This window comes from Rhodoferax sp. GW822-FHT02A01 (assembly GCF_038784515.1).
Lineage (GTDB): Bacteria > Pseudomonadota > Gammaproteobacteria > Burkholderiales > Burkholderiaceae_C > Allorhodoferax.
In genome coordinates this window covers 4,841,229-4,862,052 of the sequence record NZ_CP152376.1, presented here as the reverse complement: position 1 = coordinate 4,862,052, position 20,824 = coordinate 4,841,229, and the positions used below count along the sequence as shown (strand labels likewise).

Annotated in this window: 13 protein-coding genes; 4 read left to right on the top strand and 9 right to left on the bottom strand. The window is 62.6% G+C overall.

Annotated features, from left to right (window positions below; all coding sequences use genetic code 11):
• Position 1 precedes the first annotated feature (1 nt).
• On the bottom strand, positions 2 to 2,431 hold the full coding sequence (locus AAGF34_RS22990) for an FAD-dependent oxidoreductase (RefSeq protein ID WP_342618028.1): 2,430 nt from the start codon (positions 2,429 to 2,431) through the stop codon (positions 2 to 4).
• 24 nt (positions 2,432 to 2,455) lie between these two features.
• Complete coding sequence (locus AAGF34_RS22985; RefSeq protein WP_342618027.1) at positions 2,456 to 4,015, bottom strand: trimethylamine methyltransferase family protein; 1,560 nt, start codon at positions 4,013 to 4,015, stop codon at positions 2,456 to 2,458.
• 161 nt (positions 4,016 to 4,176) lie between these two features.
• On the opposite strand from AAGF34_RS22985, the gene AAGF34_RS22980 reads away from it, so the two are divergent.
• The gene (locus AAGF34_RS22980; RefSeq protein WP_342618026.1) at positions 4,177 to 7,161 is read left to right on the top strand and encodes a CHAT domain-containing protein; all 2,985 of its coding nucleotides are present in this window, start codon (positions 4,177 to 4,179) and stop codon (positions 7,159 to 7,161) included.
• A gap of 5 nt (positions 7,162 to 7,166) precedes the next feature.
• On the opposite strand, the gene AAGF34_RS22975 is transcribed toward AAGF34_RS22980, so the two are convergent.
• From AAGF34_RS22975 to AAGF34_RS22950, 6 genes are all read right to left on the bottom strand, one after another.
• A complete protein-coding gene (locus AAGF34_RS22975; RefSeq protein ID WP_342618025.1) occupies positions 7,167 to 7,652 on the bottom strand; it encodes a cupin domain-containing protein in 486 nt (161 codons plus the stop codon).
• A 13-nt stretch (positions 7,653 to 7,665) separates the two neighbouring features.
• On the bottom strand, positions 7,666 to 9,873 hold the full coding sequence (locus tag AAGF34_RS22970) for an EAL domain-containing protein (RefSeq protein WP_342618024.1): 2,208 nt from the start codon (positions 9,871 to 9,873) through the stop codon (positions 7,666 to 7,668).
• 199 nt (positions 9,874 to 10,072) lie between these two features.
• Positions 10,073 to 10,537 (bottom strand): RidA family protein, encoded by a 465-nt coding sequence (locus AAGF34_RS22965; RefSeq protein WP_342618023.1) that lies wholly within the window; start codon positions 10,535 to 10,537, stop codon positions 10,073 to 10,075.
• Between the two features lie 9 nt (positions 10,538 to 10,546).
• Positions 10,547 to 11,560 carry a transglutaminase family protein gene (locus tag AAGF34_RS22960; RefSeq protein WP_342618022.1) on the bottom strand — a complete coding sequence of 338 codons (1,014 nt, stop codon included), beginning with the start codon at positions 11,558 to 11,560 and terminating at the stop codon, positions 10,547 to 10,549.
• Positions 11,560 to 14,136 (bottom strand): circularly permuted type 2 ATP-grasp protein, encoded by a 2,577-nt coding sequence (locus AAGF34_RS22955; RefSeq protein ID WP_342621166.1) that lies wholly within the window; start codon positions 14,134 to 14,136, stop codon positions 11,560 to 11,562. The genes AAGF34_RS22960 and AAGF34_RS22955 overlap by 1 nt, the downstream gene beginning before the upstream one ends.
• An 89-nt stretch (positions 14,137 to 14,225) precedes the next feature.
• Positions 14,226 to 14,933, bottom strand: a complete 708-nt coding sequence (locus AAGF34_RS22950; RefSeq protein WP_342618021.1) for a mobilization protein — start codon at positions 14,931 to 14,933, stop codon at positions 14,226 to 14,228.
• Positions 14,934 to 15,099: 166 nt separating this feature from the next.
• Between AAGF34_RS22950 and AAGF34_RS22945 the strand changes: the two genes are divergently transcribed.
• Entirely contained in the window at positions 15,100 to 16,527 is a 1,428-nt protein-coding gene (locus AAGF34_RS22945) for a hypothetical protein (RefSeq protein WP_342618020.1), read from the top strand.
• A 26-nt stretch (positions 16,528 to 16,553) separates the two neighbouring features.
• Positions 16,554 to 18,197 (top strand): NAD-binding protein, encoded by a 1,644-nt coding sequence (locus AAGF34_RS22940; protein ID WP_342618019.1) that lies wholly within the window; start codon positions 16,554 to 16,556, stop codon positions 18,195 to 18,197.
• A gap of 2 nt (positions 18,198 to 18,199) precedes the next feature.
• Here the strand turns inward: AAGF34_RS22940 and AAGF34_RS22935 are convergent, their stop codons facing one another.
• On the bottom strand, positions 18,200 to 19,768 hold the full coding sequence (locus AAGF34_RS22935; protein ID WP_342618018.1) for a methyl-accepting chemotaxis protein: 1,569 nt from the start codon (positions 19,766 to 19,768) through the stop codon (positions 18,200 to 18,202).
• A 240-nt stretch (positions 19,769 to 20,008) separates the two neighbouring features.
• Here AAGF34_RS22935 and AAGF34_RS22930 point away from each other — a divergent pair, with 240 nt between their 5' ends.
• Positions 20,009 to 20,821 carry a crotonase/enoyl-CoA hydratase family protein gene (locus tag AAGF34_RS22930; RefSeq protein ID WP_342618017.1) on the top strand — a complete coding sequence of 271 codons (813 nt, stop codon included), beginning with the start codon at positions 20,009 to 20,011 and terminating at the stop codon, positions 20,819 to 20,821.
• Positions 20,822 to 20,824: the final 3 nt, after the last annotated feature.

Here is a 20,824-nt window from a genome sequence, read left to right as displayed (position 1 = left end):
CTTACATCCTCATGCGCTTGGCTTCAGGGTCAAAGGGCGGGTCCATTTGCAGGCGGGCCTTACGGCGCTCGCCCAGGATTTCAATTTCCAGTTGCATATCGGGTTTGACCAGTTCGGTAGGAATGTAACCTTGGGCCAGCGACTGGTCGACGTAATGTCCATAGCCGCCGGAGGTCACCCAGCCTACCACCTTGCCGTCGACCCAGATCGGCTCGTCGCCCATCACGTCGCAGTCGTCGGCGTCCACCACCATGTAGATGCGGGTGCGCTTGGGGCCGTCTTCCTTTTCCTTGATGGCTGCGGCCTTGCCAATGAAGTCGGGCTTGTCGAGCTTGATGAAGCGGTCCAGGCCGGCTTCGAAGGGGCCGTAGATGGGGCGGAATTCGCGGAACCAGGTGCCGAAGTTCTTTTCCAGGCGCAGGCACAGCAGGGCGCGCATGCCGAAGTTGCGGATGCCCAGGTCCTTGCCTGCTTCCATGATGCTCTCGTACAGGCGGCGCTGGTATTCCGGTGCCACCCAGATCTCGTAACCCAGGTCGCCGGTGTAGGTCACACGGTTGACCTTGGCCTGCACGGTGGCGACTTCCATCTCGCGGTAGTCCATGAACTTGAAGGCTTCGTTGGACATGTCGTCGTCGGTGAGGCGTTGCAGCAGTTCGCGCGATTTGGGGCCGGCAATGGACAGGCCGATCAGCTTCATGCCGTAGGGTTCGATCTTCACCGAGCCATCCTTGGGCAGGTGCTGCTCGAACCAGCGCATATGGTAGATCTGGGCCTGGCTGGAGCCCCACATCATGTAGCGGTTGTCCTCGGCCTTGGCGATGGTGAAGTCGCCAATGATCTTGCCGTTCTCGTTGAGCATGGGCGTGAGCATGAGGCGGCCGGTCTTGGGCATGGTATTGGTCATGACCTTGAGCAACCAGGCTTCGGCGCCGGGGCCGGTGATCTGGTACTTGGCGAAGTTGGCGATCTCGGTCACGCCCACGGCCTCGCGCACGGCCTTGCATTCGGCCTTGATGTGCGGGAAGTCGTTGGAGCGGTGGAAGCTCACCACGTCGTGGGCTTCAGCCTTGCTGGGTGCAAACCACAGCGGTGTTTCCATGCCCCAGGAGTCGCCCATCACCGCGCCTTGCTCAATGAACTTGTCGTACAGCGGCGTAGTTTGCAGCGGACGTGCTGCGGGCAGCTCCTCATTGGGGAAGCGGATACGGAAGCGGCGCGAGTAGTTCTCACGCACCTTGGCGTTGGTGTACGTGCGGGTGGCCCAGTCGCCGTAGCGCGCGACATCCATGCCCCAGATGTCGAAACCGGGGTCGCCGTCCACCATCCAGTTGGACAGCGCCAGACCGACACCGCCGCCCTGGCTGAAGCCGGCCATCACGCCGCAGGCGCTCCAGAAGTTGGTGCGGCCCTGTACTGGACCCACCAGCGGGTTGCCGTCGGGTGCGAAGGTGAAGGGTCCGTTGATGACGCGCTTGATGCCGGCGTTTTCGAGGGTGGGGAAATGCTTGAAGGCGATTTCCAGCGACGGCGCAATGCGGTCCAGATCGGGTTGCAGCAGCTCCTGGCCGAAGCTCCAGGGCGTGTTCTTGGGGCTCCAGGGCACACCAGCTTGCTCATACACGCCCAGCACCATGCCCTTGCCTTCCTGGCGCAGGTAGCTCTCGGCACCAAAGTCGATGACGTGGCCGATTTCCTTGCCAGCGCTCTTGTTGAAGGCTTCCACTTCCGGGATGTCGTCGGTGACCAGGTACATGTGCTCCATGGCCAGCACGGGCAACTCGATGCCCACCATGCGGCCCACTTCACGGGCCCACAGGCCGCCGCAGTTCACCACGTGTTCGCACTCCACCACACCCTTGTTGGTGATCACGCGCCAGGTGCCATCGGGCTTTTGCTCCAGGCTTTCGACCTTGGTCTGTACTTCGATGGTGGCGCCACCCAGACGGGCCGCCTTGGCATAAGCGTAGGTGGTACCGCTGGGGTCCAGGTGACCTTCGTTGGGATCGAGCAGGGCGCCCAGGAAGTATTTTTCTTCGATGAAAGGGAAGTACTCCTTGGCTTCTTTCACCGAAATGATTTCGGTAGCCATGCCCAGGTAGCGACCACGCGCCACCGTCATCTTCAGGAACTCCATGCGCTCGGGCGTGTCGGCCAGCATGATGCCGGGCGACTTGTGCATGCCGCAGGACTGGCCGGAGATGCGCTCAAGCTCTTCGTACAGGCTCACGGTGTAGCTCTGCAACATGGCCACGTTGGGGTCGCCGTTGAGGGTGTGGAAGCCGCCGGCTGCGTGCCAGGTGGAGCCGCTGGTGAGCTGGTCACGCTCGATCAGCATCACGTCGCTCCAACCCTTTTTGGTCAGGTGGTACAGAACCGAGCAGCCCACTACGCCGCCGCCAATGATGACTACCCTTGCTGTTGTCTTCACATCAAATCCTTGTTCAACTCAAAATTAAAAATCGGTGGGCGCGCCGCCCTCGGCCTTGCGCCTGGACACAAAGGCGTCCAGTTCTTCTTCAATGGCCGGGTCCATGGCCGGACGCTCGTATTCGGCCAGTTCCTTTTGCCAGATGGCATTGGCCTTTTGGTACGCGGTGGGGCTGCCGCCCTCTTGCCAGGTCTCGAAATTGCGCCAGTCGGAAATCAGGGGCGAATAGAACGCGTTCTCGAAGCGCTCCAGCGTGTGTGCGGTGCCGAAGTAGTGGCCACCGGGCTCCACATCGCGGATGGCGTCCAGCGCCAAGGCGGGTTCGCTCACATCCAGCGGGGTGAGGAATTCGGCCACCATCTGCAGCAGGTCGCAGTCGAGGATGAACTTCTCGAACGATGCGGTCAGGCCGCCCTCGAGCCAGCCGGCCGAGTGCATGATGAAGTTGCCGCCACCCTGCGTCAGCGCCCACAGCGAAAACACCGATTCGTACGCGGCCTGTGCGTCCACCGTGTTGGCGGCATTCACATTGGAGGTGCGGTAGGGCACGCCGTACTTGCGGCAGAGCTGGCCTCCGGCCAGCACGGCCTTCATGTACTCGGGCGTACCGAATGCGGGAGCGCCCGTCTTCATGTCCACATTGCTGGTAAAGCCGCCGTACACCACGGGTGCGCCGGGGCGCACCATCTGCGTGAAGGCAATGCCGGCCAGGGCCTCGGCATTCTGCTGCACCAGGGCTCCGGCAATGGTCACCGGTGCCATGGCACCGGCCAGGGTGAAGGGCGTGAGCATCACGATCTGGTTGCGCGAGGACATCTCCATGATGCCTTGCAGCATGGGCGTGTCGAGCTTGCGCGGCGAGTTGCTGTTGATGATGGTGAACAGCGAAGGCTCGGCCTCGAACTGCTCGTGGCTGATGCCGCGCGCAATGCGGGCGATCTCCATGCCATCCTGGTTGCGTTCCTTGCCCAGCGAGTAGACGTGGAAGGCCTTGTCGGTCAGCTTGGCAATGTCGGACAGGCAGTCCAGATGGCGTACCGAAGCGTGGATGTCGGTGGGCTCCACCGGGTAGCCGCCGGTGCAGTGGATGATGTCGTGGCACTGGGCCAGCTTGACCAGGTCGCGGAAGTCCTTCTGGTTGCCGGCGCGGCGGCCGCCTTGCATGTCGGAGCAGTTGGGCGGGCTGGCCACCTGGGCAAAGGCCAGGTTCTTGCCGCCAATGCGGATATTGCGCTCAGGGTTGCGTGCATGCAGCGTGAATTCGCTGGGGCAGGTCTTGATGGTTTCCAGGATCAGGTTGCGATCGAAGCGCACCCGCTCCGAACCTTCCTTGACATCGGCACCGGCCTTCTTGAGGATGGCGCGGGCGTCGGGGTGCATGAAGTCGATGCCCAGTTCCTCCAGCACGGTGAGGGAGGCGTTGTGGATGGATTCCAGTTCGTCTTCAGAGACCACCGGCGTGGGCGGCAAACGGTTTTTGAGGGAGCGGTATTTGACGGTGGACGTGGCCGCACGGACGGTGCCGCTACCACGCCCGGCACGCCGCCTGGGGGACGCGGTGCGAGCTGTTACTTCATCTGACATGACTTGAATCTCCAGTGACGTGCAAAACGGCAAAAAAGATTATCAAGTCAAAAAAACGGAGCATTTACATGATGTTTTTGCAGCGAGCGAATGAGTTTTTGTAATGTGTCATGCGCACCGGTTTGCGTGCTATCGTGAAGCTCCATGATGGAGATACAGCGATGATTCTGCGCAGGCTGATTCGCGCTACCGTGATCGTGCTGGCGCTGGCGGCACTGTCCTTGCACGCCCAGGAGGAAGACTACGCATCGTCCTTCAAGGTGGTGAACGCCCAGGAGCGGGAAGTCCTGCGTGGCGTTCTGGCCGAGCCGGTGCCCGTCGGTGTGCCCGATGAGGTGTTGGCTGAACATTTTCAGAAGAAGCGCAATGCGGCTGACCGTTTGGGCGAATTCGAGGCGCGGGAAAAGGTCTACCAGCAGTGGGCCCAGGCCCTGCCGGACAGTTTTCTGCCCAAGCATCTGTTGGCGGGACTGCTGGAGGCGCGCGGGGACTTCGGTGCAGCGTTGCCCTTGCGGCACGAGGTGCTGAAGCTGACCAAAACGGAGCAGGACAAGGCCTATTACCGGCAGGTGCTGGCAAGCACGCTGTTTGCCGCTTCGCGATTTGACGAGGCGCGCCAGGTCAACGAGCAGGTGCGCGCCAGTCTGCCCGCGCTCAAGGCCAAGTACACCAAGCCACTGTCGCTGCAATACCTGCTGCGCACGGAGAGTGCGGTGCTGGAGCTGGATGCCCAGTTGCAGCGCAAGTACGGTCACTGGCCGGAGGCCGTCGCCAGCGCTACCGAGGCGGTGGATGTTGCGCGTGAGGCGTTGCGCACCTTGCGCTCCGTACCCAGCAGCGGCGATGGCGCCGCGCTGAATCGTGCCCGTATCGTTGTGGCGTCCCTTGGTACCCGCATGGGCACACGCACAGCTACCCTGCTGGAGGCTCGGCGCTTTGGCGAGGCGGAAAATTCCCTGCGTGAATTTGCCCGGCTGTCCCGTGAGGAAGAGCTTCCGCCGATCTACCTGAGCAGCATCAACAGGTTTGCGGGCAGCCTGAGCTTGAACCAGCGGCAGTTCATACGCAGCGAAGAATTCTTCCGCAAGGCCGACAAGGTATTTGAAGACCTGGGCTATCCGCAGTTGCATCGCAACCGCATGTGGGTTGCGCAGTTCGATCTGGCGGCACTGATTGGGCAGCGCCGCTGGGACGCCGCACTCAAGGAGCTGGATCGTCTTGATGCTGCGGCAGGCAATGATCCGGTACAGCAAAGAAGGGTGCGCCTCCAGTTCGAGCGGGGCCTGGTGTACCTGGGTGCGGGCGTGCGTACCGAAGAGGCCGCCACCTTGTTCGCGGAGCTGCTGGGCTCGGTGGGCAGGCGGTTCCCGGAACACCACTTCTACATTGCCCAGGCCCAGGGGTTGCGCGGCGTGGCGCTCTGGCGCACGGGCACTCCGCAGAACAAGACCCAGGCCACGGCCTTGTTGCAGGGCGCGGTACGCGACTACATGCTGCCGGACAACCTGGAATACGAGAGCCTGGGTGTGCGCAAGGACGTGCGCGACCTGGTTTTTTCCACCTACCTGGATGCCATGTTTCAAGGCCCGTCCGCGGGCGCGATGGACGCGATGACCCCGGCGGACTGGGTGCGCGGCGGGCTGGTCCAGGAAGCCATCTCGGACGCCGCCGTGCGCTCGGCGGCCGTGGACCCCAATCTCAATGACCTGGTGCGCCAGGATCAGAACGCCAAGAACGAAATGGAGGCACTGCGCAACTACCTGGCCGGTGAAGACGAAAACAGCAGCTCCGCCTTGCCGGAGACGGCGGCCAGGATGCGCGAACGCATCACGGCACTGGAGTCCGTCAGGCTGGGCCTGCAGAAGGAAATCCGGCGTCGCTTCCCTGATTACGACCGGCTGGTGCACCCCAATCCTGCCACCACCGACGACATCACCAAGGCGCTGGCGCCCGATGAAGCATTGATCATGTTGCAGCCCACGGCTGCCGCAGTTTATGCCTGGGCCGTGGCGGCCGATGGCAGCCATACGGCGGTGCGGGTTCCGTGGGAGGGCGCTGCGCTGGCCGCCAAGGTCAGGTCCCTGCGCAAGACGCTGGATTTTTCCGAGATGGGCAGCCGCATGACGTCCTTTGACGCGAAGTCATCCGCCGAGATCTACCAGCAATTGCTCAAGCCACTGGAGCCCACGTTTGCCGGCAAGAAGCATCTGGTCATTGCGGCCGGCGGCGCCCTGGGGCAAATTCCGTTTGGTCTGTTGCTGACCCAGCCCACGGCTTCAGCCGGAGCTGATGCGCCCTGGCTGATACGGCGCTATGCGGTGACCCATGTGCCCAGCCTTGGCTCTTGGCTGTCGATCCAGAAACTGGCCCGCTCCAAGCCGGCGGCAGAGGCACTAATCGCCTGGGGCGACCCCCAGTTTTCCACCGCCAAAGGCCCAGCCGCCAAGCCCGCCACGACCCGCCATGTGACCTTGACCCGTGCGGCGGTCGCGTCGGATCTGGAACAGGCGCCCGCCGGTGCCCTGCGCTATGGCGACATACCCGAGCTGCCGGAAACCCGCGACGAACTGCTGTCGATTGCGCGCGCCCTGCGGGCGGATTCGCTTTCCGACTTGCACCTGGGCGCGCAGGCAACCAAGACCAGCGTATTGCAGAGCAATGCGTCCGGTGAATTGGTGCGCAAGCGTGTGGTGGCATTTGCCACGCATGGCTTGATGGCCGGAGACTTGCCTCACCTCACCCAACCTGCACTGGCCCTGGCTGCGGCAGGAGCCAGTGACGGCAATCCTTTGTCGGCGCTCCTGGGCCTGGATGAGGTTCTGAACCTCAAGCTCAATGCGGACTGGGTGGTGCTGTCGGCGTGCAACACGGCTGCGGCGGACGGCAAGGGTGATGAGGCGCTCAGTGGGCTTGCGCGCGGATTCTTCTATGCCGGCAGCCGCAGCCTGCTCGTCACGCACTGGGCGGTGGAAAGTGAAAGCGCCAAGGAACTGACCAGCAGGACCATGCAGCATTACGCAGCCAGTGCGCAGGAGCGCAAGGCCGAGAGCCTGCGCCAGGCGATGATCGAGGTCATGGCCATGCCCCAGTTCCAGCATCCGGCCTTCTGGGCACCTTACGCCCTGGTGGGTGACGGTGGACGCTGAGCGACTCAGGCGTAGGGCTTGCCGTCCTTGTGCAGAAACTTCCAGCTGCCGTTTTGCATCACGGCCTGCAGATCGTCGTCTGGATAAAAGCCCTGGTCCCCGGGTGTGCGGTCGCCAACCTCCAGGTACACCACGGGCTCGGACGTCTCGTTGACCAGCTGGTGCCCGTTGCCGGTTCCCGCCTTGAAGCCGGCGCACATGCCCGGCGCCAGCAGTGTGGCGCCCTCATCGGTCAGCAAGGTGGGGTGGCCCTGCAGGATGTAGATGAATTCATCCTGCTTGCTGTGCGCATGGCGCAGGGCCGAGATGGCATTGGGCGCCAAGCGCGTGAGGTTCACACCGAAGTTGGACAGGCCGAACAGGTCGCCCAGCGCGCGCTTTTCGCGACCTGTCATGCGCGATGCAAACGGTTCGGGGTAGTTGCTGGGTTTGCTCCGCGCGGGTGCATCGGTCGCGCGGATGGCAGTGGGGGCGTTCACGGTGTCGGACATGGCAGTTGGGAAGTCAAGTGCGGCTTTGCAGCCAGCTCAGCAGGTCGGCTACAGCCAGGGGGCGGGAAAAAAGATAGCCCTGCGCTTCCGCACATCCCATGGACAGCAATTCGTTTGCCTGCTGCTGTGTCTCCACGCCTTCGGCGATCAGTTCGAGCTTCAGGGAGCGGGCGATGTCGATGATGGACTTGGCGACCCCGGCCGATTCGCACAGGTCGTCGACGAACGATTTGTCGATCTTCAGGCGATCGAGCTGCAACTGGCCCAGAATGCTGAGCGACGAGTAGCCCGTGCCGAAGTCGTCAATGGCAATGGTCACGCCCAGTTGCTTGAGTTCGCTCAATACATTGAGCACAAAGTCCAGCTCTTCGGCCGCCATGGATTCCGTGATTTCCAGCTCCAGGTTGCGCGGCGAGATGCCCGCATCGGCCAGTGCACGGGTGACAGTGGCAACAAAGGCTGGGTCGCGGAACTGGACCTGCGACACGTTGACCGACATGCGGAAGTCGGGGTAGCCCAGGTCGTTGAGCGAACGCAGTTGGTGGCAGGCCGAGCGCAGAACAAATTCGCCAATGGAAATCATCAGCCCGGACTGCTCGGCCACCGGTATGAATTGGTCCGGCGGCACATACTTGCCGTCCTCGGTACGCCAGCGCAGCAGGGCCTCCGCGCCAATGGTGGAGCCATCCCGGAGCAGAACCTGGGGCTGGTACACCACGAAGAGGCGGTCCGACTCGAATGCTTCACGCAGGCGCCGTAGCAGGGTGCTGCGCTCGGTGGCGTCGGTCCCCATGGCTTCGCTGTAGTACATGCTGTCGCCGCGGTGCTGGGTCTTTGCCAGCTTGAGTGCGACATAGGCCTGCTTGAGCAGTTCGGCACCGCTCCTGCTGCCATTTTGGATGCGCACCAGTCCGCAGGTTGCGGAGACAGTCACGGTCTGGTTCAGCACCTGCAGCACAGCGCTGGAGCACAGCGCCAGCACTTCGGGCGTGATCTGCTGTTCGCTTCCGACCAGCGCAAAAGTGTCGGACGACAGGCGCGCCAGACCCACTTGGGGGCCGAAGGTGTCTGCCAGACGCTGGGCAAAGGTCTTGAGCAACGCATCGCCGAATTCGTGTCCGAACATGGCGTTGTCGCCAGCAAAGTCATCCAGATCAATGACTGCCACGGTTCCGTTGCCCACCTGGTCTATTTGGTCTTGCAGCAGCTCCAGAAAACGGTTGCGGTTGGCCACGCCCAGCAGTTGGTCTTGGTAGGCTAGGCTGTACATGCGTTCGTGCAACAGCACGTTTTCCAGGCCCACGGTCATGCTGGAGCAAAAGGCCTGTATCAGTTGCTGGTCGATGGCACCAGCCGGGCAGGCATCCACATGGACCACCACCGCCTGGTCACCCGGCGCCGGCAGATACAGGGTGGTCGTGGCGCCAACCAGGTTGGCCTCCAATTCCAGGCTTTTCTGGATGACCTTGCGCGGCTCGCCCGGGGGCAGCTGGCCGAGCGGAGTGTCCAGCAGTGTTGCGTAGACGCCGGTAGCCGCCACAACGCGGGTTTGTGTGTTTGCCGCATGGCTGAGCCTGGCACAGACCAGTCCATCCGCACGCGTGTTCATCAGGGCACAGAGCTGGGACAACAGACCCTGCGCAAAGCTCCGCAGGTTGCGCGACTTGCTGAGTTCCGCGCTGGAATGGACCACCACTTCCAGTCCGCGGCGCGTCTCTTCCATGGCCCTGAGGTGCTGGTAGGTTCGTATGGCTCCAGTCAGACTGGTGTAGAGGCGTACCAGCGACAGCTCGGTCTTGTTCTGGTAGTCATTGATCTCGTATTTCTGGATCGTCTCGATCTCGGGGGCGAAGCCGGGCTGGCCGGTACGCAGAATGATCTGCACCGACTCCAGCGCGAATTCGTTGCGTATGGCCTTGACCAGACGCAAGCCTGCGTCCTCCGACTCCATCACCACGTCGAGCAGGACGGCGGCAATGTTCGCGTTGTTAGCCAGGTATTCGCGCGCCTGTGCGGACGAAAACGCCTGCAGAAATTGCAGTGACCGCCCCTCGATCTCCATGCCCCGCATGCTCATCAGGGTGGTGTCGTGCACGTCCTGATCGTCGTCCACCATCAGGACCAGCCAGGGGGGGAGTGCGGAAGAGTCGTCGGTATCGGGTGATTCGGCCGCGAATTCGAGCAGGTCGTCGTCGGCGACCTGGGAATCGGAGAGGGGCATCGGGCTGTTCATCGCAACATGGATTTCAGGTTGACTCAAAGGATGTCCAAATTTTTGCGAAACATTGATTGAACCTCCAGCTCATGTCGCCTGCCCTTGCATTTTTGCCCGTGTTGCGCATTGAGGCGCAACAGGGCTCACTCCACTGTAATGCAGAAAGGGGAATCCGTTTGGGATTCCCCTGCCGCTCTGCAACAAATCAGTTGGAGACGTCGACTTCGGCGATGAGTTCGATTTCCACACAGCAGCCCATGGGAATCTGGGCCACGCCAAAGGCGCTGCGTGCGTGCGCGCCCTTGTCGCCAAAGACCTGACCGAACAGTTCGCTGGCACCATTGGTGACCAGGTGCTGCTCGGTGAAATCACTGGTGGAGTTGACCAGTGACATCAGCTTGACGATGCGTTTGACGCGGTTGAGATCACCCACTGCCGCGTGCAGGGTGCCCATCAGGTCGATGGCGATGGCGCGTGCTGCAGCCTTGCCTTCCTCGGTGCTGGTGTTCTTGCCGAGTTGGCCCACCCACGGTTTGCCGTCCTTCTTGGCCACATGGCCGCTCAGGAAGACCAGGTTGCCGGTCTGTACGAAGGGCACGTAGGCCGCAGCGGGAATCGCCACCGGGGGCAGGGTGATCTGCAGTTCGGCCAGTTTGTCGTAAATGCTCATGGTTTTGCCTTAGTTTTGGGACTGAGATTGGGTATATCCACCCGGCAGCGATTGGCTCTGGGACTGCGAAGTACCTCGTTCGAGGGTTTGCGTCTGCGCCTGCATCGCCGGCAGGTCGGGAGTTGCATTTTCACCTACCGGAGCCACCGTCACACCGACGGTGAGCACATGGCGCGCGCCGCCGTGGATGACGCCGCGCAAGGGCGATACGTCGCCAAAGTCGCGGCCGGTGGCAACGGTCACGTAATCCTCACCCGGCGCGTGCCAGGCCCAGCGGTTGTTGGTTGGGTCGAAGTTGCACCAGCGCTCTCCCTCTGGCAGGTCTGGCAGGTAGACGCTAACCCAGGCATGGGATGCATCGCTGCCAATGAGGCGGGGCTGGCCTTCGGGAGGGTTGGTGAGCATGTAGCCGCTGACATAGCGCGCTGGCAGCCCCAGGGTGCGCAGGCAGGCAATCATGATGTGCGAAAAATCCTGGCACACGCCCTTGCGCTGCGCCAGCGCCTGACGGGCTGGGGTGTTGATCTGCGTGCTCTGGCTCTCGTAGGTGAAGTCCTCGTGGATGCGCTGCATGAGTTCCATGCAGGCCGCCAGCAGGGGCGCGCCCGGCGTGAAGCTGGTCCTGGCATAGGCGGCGAACTCCATGTGCCGCGGAACAAAGGGTGAGGGGTAGACAAACTCGGAGGCCGCATCAAAGCGGTTGCCCGCCTGGTAGCGAAACATCTCCCTGACCTTTTCCCACGCCACAGCACTTTGGACCTCGTCGCTGGGGCGCGTGGCAATCAGGCTGTGGGCCACCACGTTGAGTACTTCATGCGGTGTCTGCAGCGAGAAGAAGCAGCGGGAGTTGCCGTAGACGTCATCTGAAAACCGCATTTGCGCGGGCGCCGGATTGACGTGAAGCGCGAAGTCCAGCACTGTTTGCGTGGCATGGGAGCGCGGCTCCATGTAGGCCATGTGCTGGGCCGTCTCCACCGCAGGCTGGTAGCGGTAGCTGGTGTCATGCGAGACTTGCAGCAGCATCAGGTGGCCACGCTCTGGTTGGATTCCGCGGCGTGGGTGAAGTAGGTGGCGCTGATTTCGTCGGAGACGTTGAACGCACTGGCGCGCAGCGTGTTCAGCAGATCCAGCAACGACACCGGCTCCAGCAGTTCGCTGGCGTGGTCGTGGTCGCTGGAAAAGTCCCAGTCCTGCGGTGCGGGCACCTTGAGCGACAGCGGGCTGAGCACCCCGGCCGGACTACCGGCCAGTTTGGCCAGGCGTCCGCGCAGCGTGTGCGCCACCCAGGCCAGGGAGCGCGGATTGTCCAGGTCCAGTACGACCAGGTCGGTCAAGGCGGCGATGTCGCGGCTCTGCTGGTACTGGGCGCGGAAGGTGATGGTGCTGTCAAACAGGTCCAGCATGGCCTCGAAGCCACCGTCGCCTTCCAGCGTGCCCAGCTCCAGTCCGCTCTCGAGCGCGCCAGAAAGGAAGGCTAGACGCTCCACATGGCGCCCGATGCTCAGCAGGCGCCAGCCGTCGTCACGCGTCATGCGGTCGGTCTGCGCACCGGTGATGGCCGCCAGATAGTCGCTGCTGGACTTGAGTACGCGCAGGGCTGCTGCGGCTGAGAAGTCGCCCTTGGCCGCATGGGCGGCGCAGCGGGCGAACAGCTCCTCCTCGCAGCGCACGATCATGCTCCAGTGTTCCTGCGAAAGGCGTTCGCGCACACAGGAGGCGGCCATCTTGAGCGCACGCAGGTTGTAGCCCACGCTGGTGGCACCATCGGTGGAGCCCAGGCTGGATATCAGCGAGCGCTCGAACACGCGCCGCGCCTGCACCGCAGAGGGCACGCGGGGCAACACCAGGGTGTTGCTCACGGCCATCTGCGACAGCCACTGCTGCAGCGGTACCGAAGTCTGGTATTCGCCACCCAGACACTCCAACGTGAGTCGCGCCAGGCGGACTGAGTTCTCGGCACGTTCGGTGTAGCGGCCCAGCCAGTACAGGTTCTCCGCGGCGCGACTGGTCACCAGGCGCTTGCGGCGCATGGGCAGGCTGGCCTGGCTACCGGTGGGCAGCAGGGTGCTGGTGTCCACCTCACCCTGGGTCAGTGCCCAGACATCGGCGCTGCTGCCGCCGCGCTGCATGGACGCGATGTCCATGCTGCTGCCAGCCACACGTGCCATGCCGCCGGGCAATACGCGCCAGCGCGGTGTGCCGTCTTCGGCCAGACCGTTCGAGACTGCAAATACGCGCAGCAAGACCGAGCGGGGGGCCACGCGGCCACTCTTCCCGGCGCCGTTGACCTGCCAGGTGGGCATTTGCGAAAACGGCAGGTAGGCCTGCACGGTATGTTCTTCGCCCTGGCGCAGGATGCGACCGGCAAGTGCATCCAGTTCCATGCGGCTGAGGTGCCGGGCAATGACCGGGTTGAACGACTCGTGGATGTCGGAGCCGGGGTAGGTGGGTTTGACCGTGTGTTCGGCTAGATACGGCAGCACCTCTTCCATGGCGCTGTGCTCGCCGCACCACCAGGTGGACAGGGCCGGAAGGCTCAGCTCTTCACCCAGCACATGCTGGGCCAGGGCTGGCAAGAATCCCAGCAGCGCCGGTGACTCCACAAAAGCCGATCCCGGCGCATTGGCCACCAGCACATTGCCCGCGCGTATGGCCTGCAACAGCCCGGGAACGCCCAGGGTGGAGTCGGCACGCAGTTCCAGCGGGTCCATGTACTGGTCGTCCACCCGTTTGAGCAGGCCGTGGATCGGGACCAGTCCTTGCAAGGTCTTGAGGAACAGGCGCTCATCGCGCACGATCAGGTCACTTCCTTCCACCAGCGTGATGCCCAGGTAGCGTGCCAGATAGGCATGCTCGAAATAGGTTTCGTTGTAAGGGCCAGGGGTCATCAGCGCAATGTGCGAGTCGGCACCGGCCGGGCTGAGTGCCTTGAGGCTCTCCATCAGCGCGCGGTAGGTGGCGGCCAGGCGCTGCACCCGCATGCTCTGGAAGGCCTGGGGAAACTGGCGCGACACGGCCAGGCGGTTTTCCAAAAGATAGCCCAGCCCGGAAGGGGCCTGGGTGCGCTGGCCCACCAGCCACCACATGCCGTCCGGTCCGCGTGCAATGTCAAAGGCGGCCACATGCAGATGCACGCCGCCGGCCGGAACCACGCCGTGCATATTGCGCAGGTAGCCGGGGTGGCCATGCACCAGTGCACCGGGCAACAGGCCCTGCTTGAGAAAGTCCTGGGGGCCATACACATCGCGCAGCACGGCCTCGAGCAGGCGCACGCGCTGCAGCACGCCGCGCTCGATGTGGGCCCAGCTCTGAGGGTCCACGATGAGGGGGAACAGATCCAGTGACCAGGGGCGCTGTGGCCCCTCTTGATCGGCATAGACGTTGTAGGTGACACCGTTGTCACGAATCTGCCGCTGCAGGCTGGTGTAGCGCTGGTCCATTTCAGCAGCCGTGGGCGTATCGGCCTGGGCAAAGAACTCCTGCCAGTTGGCATTCAGCCCCGGGTCGGCGACTGAGCCTTTGTCCGTAGGTGCCACCCGGCCGCGCAGTTCGTCAAAGTGCCCGGCTTCCGGCGTGCAGCCCAGCGCCAGGGCCGGCATGTCGGGGCCCGCCTGGTTTGGGTCAGCGGAAGAGGGGTCAGTGGTGGCGCTCAAGTGTCACAGTATGCCAGTGGCCGTTGCATGGTTGCTTATTGCAAAGGCAGGGTGTCGAATGCGGCGTACACGCCTTTTTGCCAGTTCTTGACGCGCTGGCGCTCCAGCAGACCCAGGGCATCGTCACCCGTTTTTGTGTTGGTGGCGGCCCAGAAGCTGGCGTTCTGGCGGTCGATCTTGCGCATGCTGGCTTCGTGCAATTGGCCCAGCGTGATGACCTTGGCACCCAAATCCAGCGCCTTTTGCATGGCAGAGGATGTGTCAAGCTGGGAGAAGTCGGTACCGCGTCCCTGGTTCTTCACCACGATGTAGTTGGGGCCTTCGCCGTAGGTGCTGAGCAGTCGCCCCAACAGGTCTATCGTGTCCTTGCCTGCGTCGGCCAGATGCCAGAAGTTGACCGTGATGCCCATCTCGGCCATAAGCGAGATCAGGTCGGAGTCGCGAATCCAGCGCGACAGCGGCGCTGCAGTCTGGGCGGCCAGGTCGACGATGACGCTTTTGGTCTGGCCGTCTGCAGTGGGGTTCTCGAATTCGCTGGCAATCTGGTCCAGACCTTCAAAGCTGTCCACCACCACGGGAGAGGCATAGTCCGCATAGAAGCGGGTGAACGAGGTGTGAGAACGGTCGGTGTCGAAGCCGGTGAATGGCAAGCCCTTGTCAATGTAATACTGGGCCAGCAGACGCGCTGCGACGGACTTGCCGACGCCGCCTTTTTCGCCGCCTATGAAATTGAGTGAGGGCATGTAATGTTCCGTATGTTGTGGTTGGATGGGTGCTCCATGCAATTACCGTGCAAGGTCACACGCCTCGGGAGCTGTATTTCATACAGGACAGGCAGGCTATTGTGCACAATCCGTAGCGGCGGCCGTTGACCCAGGATTTCACTTACCCACTGCGAACGATCTGAACATGACGCAAATTGACTACACCACCCGGACTGAATTGGGCGGCACATTGCCCCAGGGCAAAGGCCAGCATCTGCTGAGCCTGTTGCACATGAGCGATGTGCATGTAATGGACACCGTATCTCCGGCGCGCTGCGAGTGGATCGAACTGCTGGCCGAAGATCCCTACTGGAAGCCGCTACTGCATATGCATCGCCCCTATGAGGCGCTGACCCACTGGGCGTTGGCCGCACACGTGGACAGCGTGCATCGCAACCCGGTGGCGCCCTGGAGTCAGACTCCGTACAACCTGGCGCTGAGCACCGGCGACAACATCGACAACGCCCAGGCCAACGAGCTGCAGACCTTTCTCAAGATCATGGCAGGTGGCCAGACCTCCCTGTCTGCCTACGGCGGCGTGCACGAAGCGGGCAAGGAGCTGGGCGACAAGGCTTGGCCCTTCTGGTGTCCGGACGCGGATCGGCCCGACACTTGGAAGGCGCAGGGCTATCCGGTGGTGCCGGGCTTCGTGGCACGGGCCAGCGCGCAATTGCAGTCGCCCGGCCTGGGCTTTGCCTGGACCAGCGTACCCGGCAACCATGACGTGATGCGCCAGGGCACCGCCTTGCCAAACCCGGCGATCGAGGCCATTGCCCGGGGCAGCGTCAAAGCACTGGCCGCCACGCCGGGTTTTAGGCCCGAGGACCCGCTGAATCTGTTCGTGGACCAGCCCGAGCTGTTCTCCACCGGGGGCGTGAACCGCCAGATTTCTGCCTCGACCCAGCGGCGCGCCGTGGATTTGCGTGAGTGGATGGCTGCCCATATGCAGCACGGCGCACTGGGCTACGACCCGTCGCACCTGCGTGACGGCCGGGCCGACACCTGTATCGATACCGAGCATGTGCGCATCATCCTGCTGGACACCAACCACCCGGGCGGTGACTACCAGGGCAGCATTGGCGCTGCGCAAGTGGCGTGGCTGGAGGCCCGTCTGGCCGAGGTGGAGCGTCAGCCCGGGCGGATTGCGGTGCTGGCCAGCCACCATGGATCGGTCTCGCTCATCAACACCCGAGGCGACGATCCGGAACGGCTGCTGGCCCAGGCATTGACGGACGTGGTACATCGCCATCCCTGCGCGGTGGCCTGGCTGGTGGGGCACAGGCACTTGCATCGTGTCATGCCGCATCCCAGCCCGACTGGCAATGGTGCGGGTTTTTGGGAAATCACCACCGCCTCGCTGATCGACTGGCCATCGCAGACCCGGGCTGTGGAGTTCATCCGCCACGGCGACGGCACGCTTGAGATTGTCTGCACCTTGCAGGACCACCACGCGCCAGCAGGTAGTCTGGCCGCCTTGCACAGGGACCTGGCCAGGCTTTTCGCCGGTGATTCTGCGGGGCACATGCAAGGCACTGCGGGTGACGGAAACGTGCGCCTGTTTCTGAAGCGCTGATCAACCTGAAACCTGCACACTTCTTCATGCAATTCCATCTCAAACGATCCAGCAGACGATTCTTGGCCATTCTGGTGGTGCTTCCCATCACCGTGGTGTTCCTGGCACTCATCTACATGGTCGGCATGGAGCACCTGGAGGGGCGCACGCGGACCTTTTTGCAAAGCCTGCAGTGGGCTACCGAGACCATCACCACCACCGGCTATGGTGCCGACAGTGCCTGGAGCCATCCGGCCATGGCGCTGTATGTGGTGCTGGTGCAGTTTGCCGGGCAGTTCCTGATCTTCCTGGTGTTTCCGATGGTCATCCTGCCGTACTTCGAGGAGCAGTTCGAGGTGCGGCTGCAGCACCGCCTGCCCGCCATGGACGGCAAGGTGCTGTTCTACCGGTTCGGCCCCACCATCGAAGCGCTGCTGGATGAGTTCAAGAACAAGGGAACGCCCTTCGTCATCCTGGAAGAGGACATGGAGGTTGCGCGCAACCTGCGTGACCGTGGCTATGAAGTGGTGTTTGGCAAGCTGGCCGATGACCCGGCGGTTCTGACCAATGTGGCGCAGGCCAAGGCTGTTGTGGCCAACGACAATGACCACGCCAACGCCACTTTCACCATGGTGGTCCGCGAGCAGGGTTTCACGGGGCCCTTGTACGCGCTGGCCGACGATCCGGTCTACCGCTACCCCATGATCCGCATAGGTGCATCCGAGGTGTTCACTCCGGCGCACGTGCTGGGTGCGGCCCTGGCGTCGCAGGCCAGTACGCGCATCAGTCCTCCGGCCGAAGGCATGCACCTGTTGGGAACCAAGATCGGCATGGCGGAATTTCGTGTGCGCGCCGAAAGCCCGCTAGCCGGCAAAAAGCTGGGCGAGCTGAGGCTGCGGGAGCGCCACGGCGTCACCTTGATCGGCCAATGGATGGGCGGCGTTTTCACCACCACCAAAGGGCCCCAGACCCAGGTGGAGGCGGGCGCCATTCTGGTGGCCGTGGGCACGCACGCCAATCTGGAAGCCGTTGAGCGCATGGCCATGCCGATTCGCCGCGCCGGCCCCATCGTGCTGGCCGGGTTGGGTGCAGTCGGGCAGAAGGTTGTGGAGATGCTCAAGGATGCAGGCGAAACCTGCGTGGTGATTGACCGCCAGCCCGGTCCGGGCGTGGATCTGGTGGGCAGCGTGCTAGAGCGTGCCACTTTGAGCCGTGCCAACTTGCGCGATGCCAGCGCCGTGGTGCTGGCACTGAGTGATGACAGCGAATCGGTCTTTGCCAGTGCCGTGGTGCGCGATTACGCACCGCAGGTGCCGCTGATCGTGCGGGTGCAGCGCACGCGCAATACCGCGCGCATGTACCGCTCGGGTGCTGACTTCGCCATTTCGGTTGGCCAGGTGGCCGGGCAGATCCTGGCCTTTCAGCTGCTGGGCGAGCAGGCCTTGCAGGTCGAAAACCGCATCAAGTTTGCCCGTCTGCATCCTGGCGCCCTGAGTGGGCGCCATCCCTGGCGCAACGAGGAACTGGACAGCACGGGTGCCAAGGTGATTGCGGTGGAGCGTGCGGGTGAAATCATCGTGGAGTTTGCCGATGACTTCGTCGTGCAGGATGACGACGCATTGTTCGTTTGCGGCTCACTCAACAGCCTGGAGCGCTACCAGCGCGCCTTCAAGACGACCAGCACGGTCTAGGGTCAGCCCTCCAGCCGGGGCAGGTGCAAGTTGTTTTGTGCGCCCAGGTTGAAGACGGCCACGGCCCGTACCAACTCCTGCGCCTGGTTTTTCAGGCTGGCTGCGGCGGCAGCCATTTCTTCCACCAGGGCGGCATTTTGCTGGGTGGTCTGGTCCATCTGCCCCAGGGCGGAACCTACCTGCACCATCTCGTGTGCCTGATGGTCTGTTGCCGAACTGATGCCTCCCATGAGATCGGTGACGCGGCGAATGCTCTGCACCACCTCGGTCATGGTTTCACCCGCCTGATCCACCAACGTGGTGCCTTGCGCAACGCGGTCCACACTGGCTGATATCAGCAACTTGATTTCCTTGGCTGCGTCAGCGGAACGGCCCGCCAGCGCACGTACTTCGCTGGCCACCACGGCAAAGCCTCGACCCTGCTCACCGGCCCGCGCAGCTTCGACGGCGGCATTGAGCGCCAGGATGTTGGTCTGGAAGGCGATGCCGTCGATGACGCCAATGATGTCGCTGATCTTGCGCGACGACTCGTTGATGCCCTTCATGGTTTCCACCACCTGAGCTACTACCTCGCCACCCTTGGCGGCAACCTGGGATGCGTTCAAGGCCAATTGGTCGGCCTGGCGCGCGGCTTCTGCGTTCTGGTTGACGGACTGATTGACCGTGTCCATGGATGCGGTGGTGGTCTGCAGCGCATTGGCCTGGTTCTCGGTCCGCACCGACAGGTCGTGGTTGCCATTGGCAATCTCTGAGCTGGCAATGGCCACACCTTCCGAGCCGGAGCGCACACCTGCCACTACCTTGCGCAAGGACTCCTGCATTTGCGAAAGTGCCGCCATGATGCTGCCGGGTGCCGTCGTGCCAGCCTGAGAGGTCTGGCTCAGGTCGCCGCCTTCGATCTGGTTGGCGTATGCCACCACATCACTGGGGTCTGCGCCAATCTGGCGCAGCACGGTGCGCCCGGTCAGGGCCAGGAAGGCACCCACCACGCCCAGGACCAGTGCGCTGATGCCCAGCATTCCCAGCAAGGCCGCACGGGTCAGCGTGGTGGCAGATTCGCGTTGCTCGTCCGCCGTCTTGTTGGCCTGATCCACGATCTTGGCGATCGCACTGCGATGGCCCGCATATTCGACCTGCATGGCGCGAATGGTGGAATTGATGGTGTCAATGTCGCTGGCGGCCATTGCCGGGATCAGCTCCTTATTGATCAGTTTGAAGATGGCTTGTGCATGCTTGTCCGACTCGACCAGGCCTGCGTGCAGTTCATCGCCAATGTCCTGCTGTTTCCAGTATTCACTGCGGGTTTCGTAGGCCTTCTGCAACACGGGCAGTTGCTTGATCAACGCCTCCTGCTCGGAGGAGGGGGAGTTGATGGCCTGTACCGACACAAGATAGCTTTCCATCACGAACAGAGGCGGCGGAAGCACGTCGGCTACAAGGTCCTTGGTCTGGATGATGCGTTCATAGACCGGGCCGTTGACCTTGATGCGACCAAGGACCACATAAGATACCAGGCTGACAGCCAGCAGGCCAATACCGAACACAGCGGCCAGTAGCCAAAAACGTTTCACAAGTCTCATAAATCCAACCTCTTTGTCTATTGTCGTTACGCGAAATAATGCTTCCAACCGGTTTGCCAACCCATCCGATAAGGCCACAATGTAACTGCACTTATGGTTGCCAGAAATTTCCGGCTTGGCAACCGGATAAACACCTGCAAGCCCTGTGCAAAGATGGGTACGGTGAAGGCAATGCATCAAGTATCGTGCCAGGCGGGAAGGCGGATTGGCAATCACAGGAGAGGTAAGTACATGGCCTATGAAACACTGACGATTGATCTTCAGGACCACATTGCGACCGTCACTTTGAACCGGCCCGAAAAAGGCAACGCATTGAATGCGGGTATGTGGAGTGAAATCCGGCAGGCATTTGAATGGGTCGATCACACCGCCCAGGCACGTGTTGCCATTTTGCGGGGCGAGGGGCGACATTTCTGCACCGGCATTGATCTGCACATGATGATGAACGTGGTGCGTCAGATCCAGACCGATTGTGACGGTCGCACCCGCGAAGAGCTGCGCAACATCATCATCGACATGCAGGGCACGCTGACCAGCCTGGAGCGCTGCCGCAAGCCGGTGCTGGCCGCCGTCCATGGTGCCTGCATAGGCGGTGGGATAGATCTGATCTGCTGTGCCGACATGCGCTACGCCACGGCAGATGCACAGTTCAGCATCCGCGAAATCGACATTGGCATGACTGCCGATGTGGGTACCCTGCAACGCATGCCCAAGCTGGTGGGCGAGGGCATGGTGCGCGAGCTGGCCTATACCGGTAGGGTGTTCAGCGGTACCGAGGCGGCAGCCATGCGCCTGGTCAACCGCACGTTTGAGTCGAAGGAGGCCTTGTACCAAGGGGTGCAGGAAATCGCCGCGACCATCGCGCTCAAGGGCCCCCTGGCCATACGCGGCACCAAGGAGATGATCACCTACGCCCGCGACCACAGCGTGGCCGACGGACTGAATTACGTCGCAACCTGGAACGCCGCCATGCTCATGAGCGCGGATCTGGCCGAGGCCATGCAGGCCTCCCTGCAAAAGCGCAAGCCGGTATTCAAGGACTGAGCG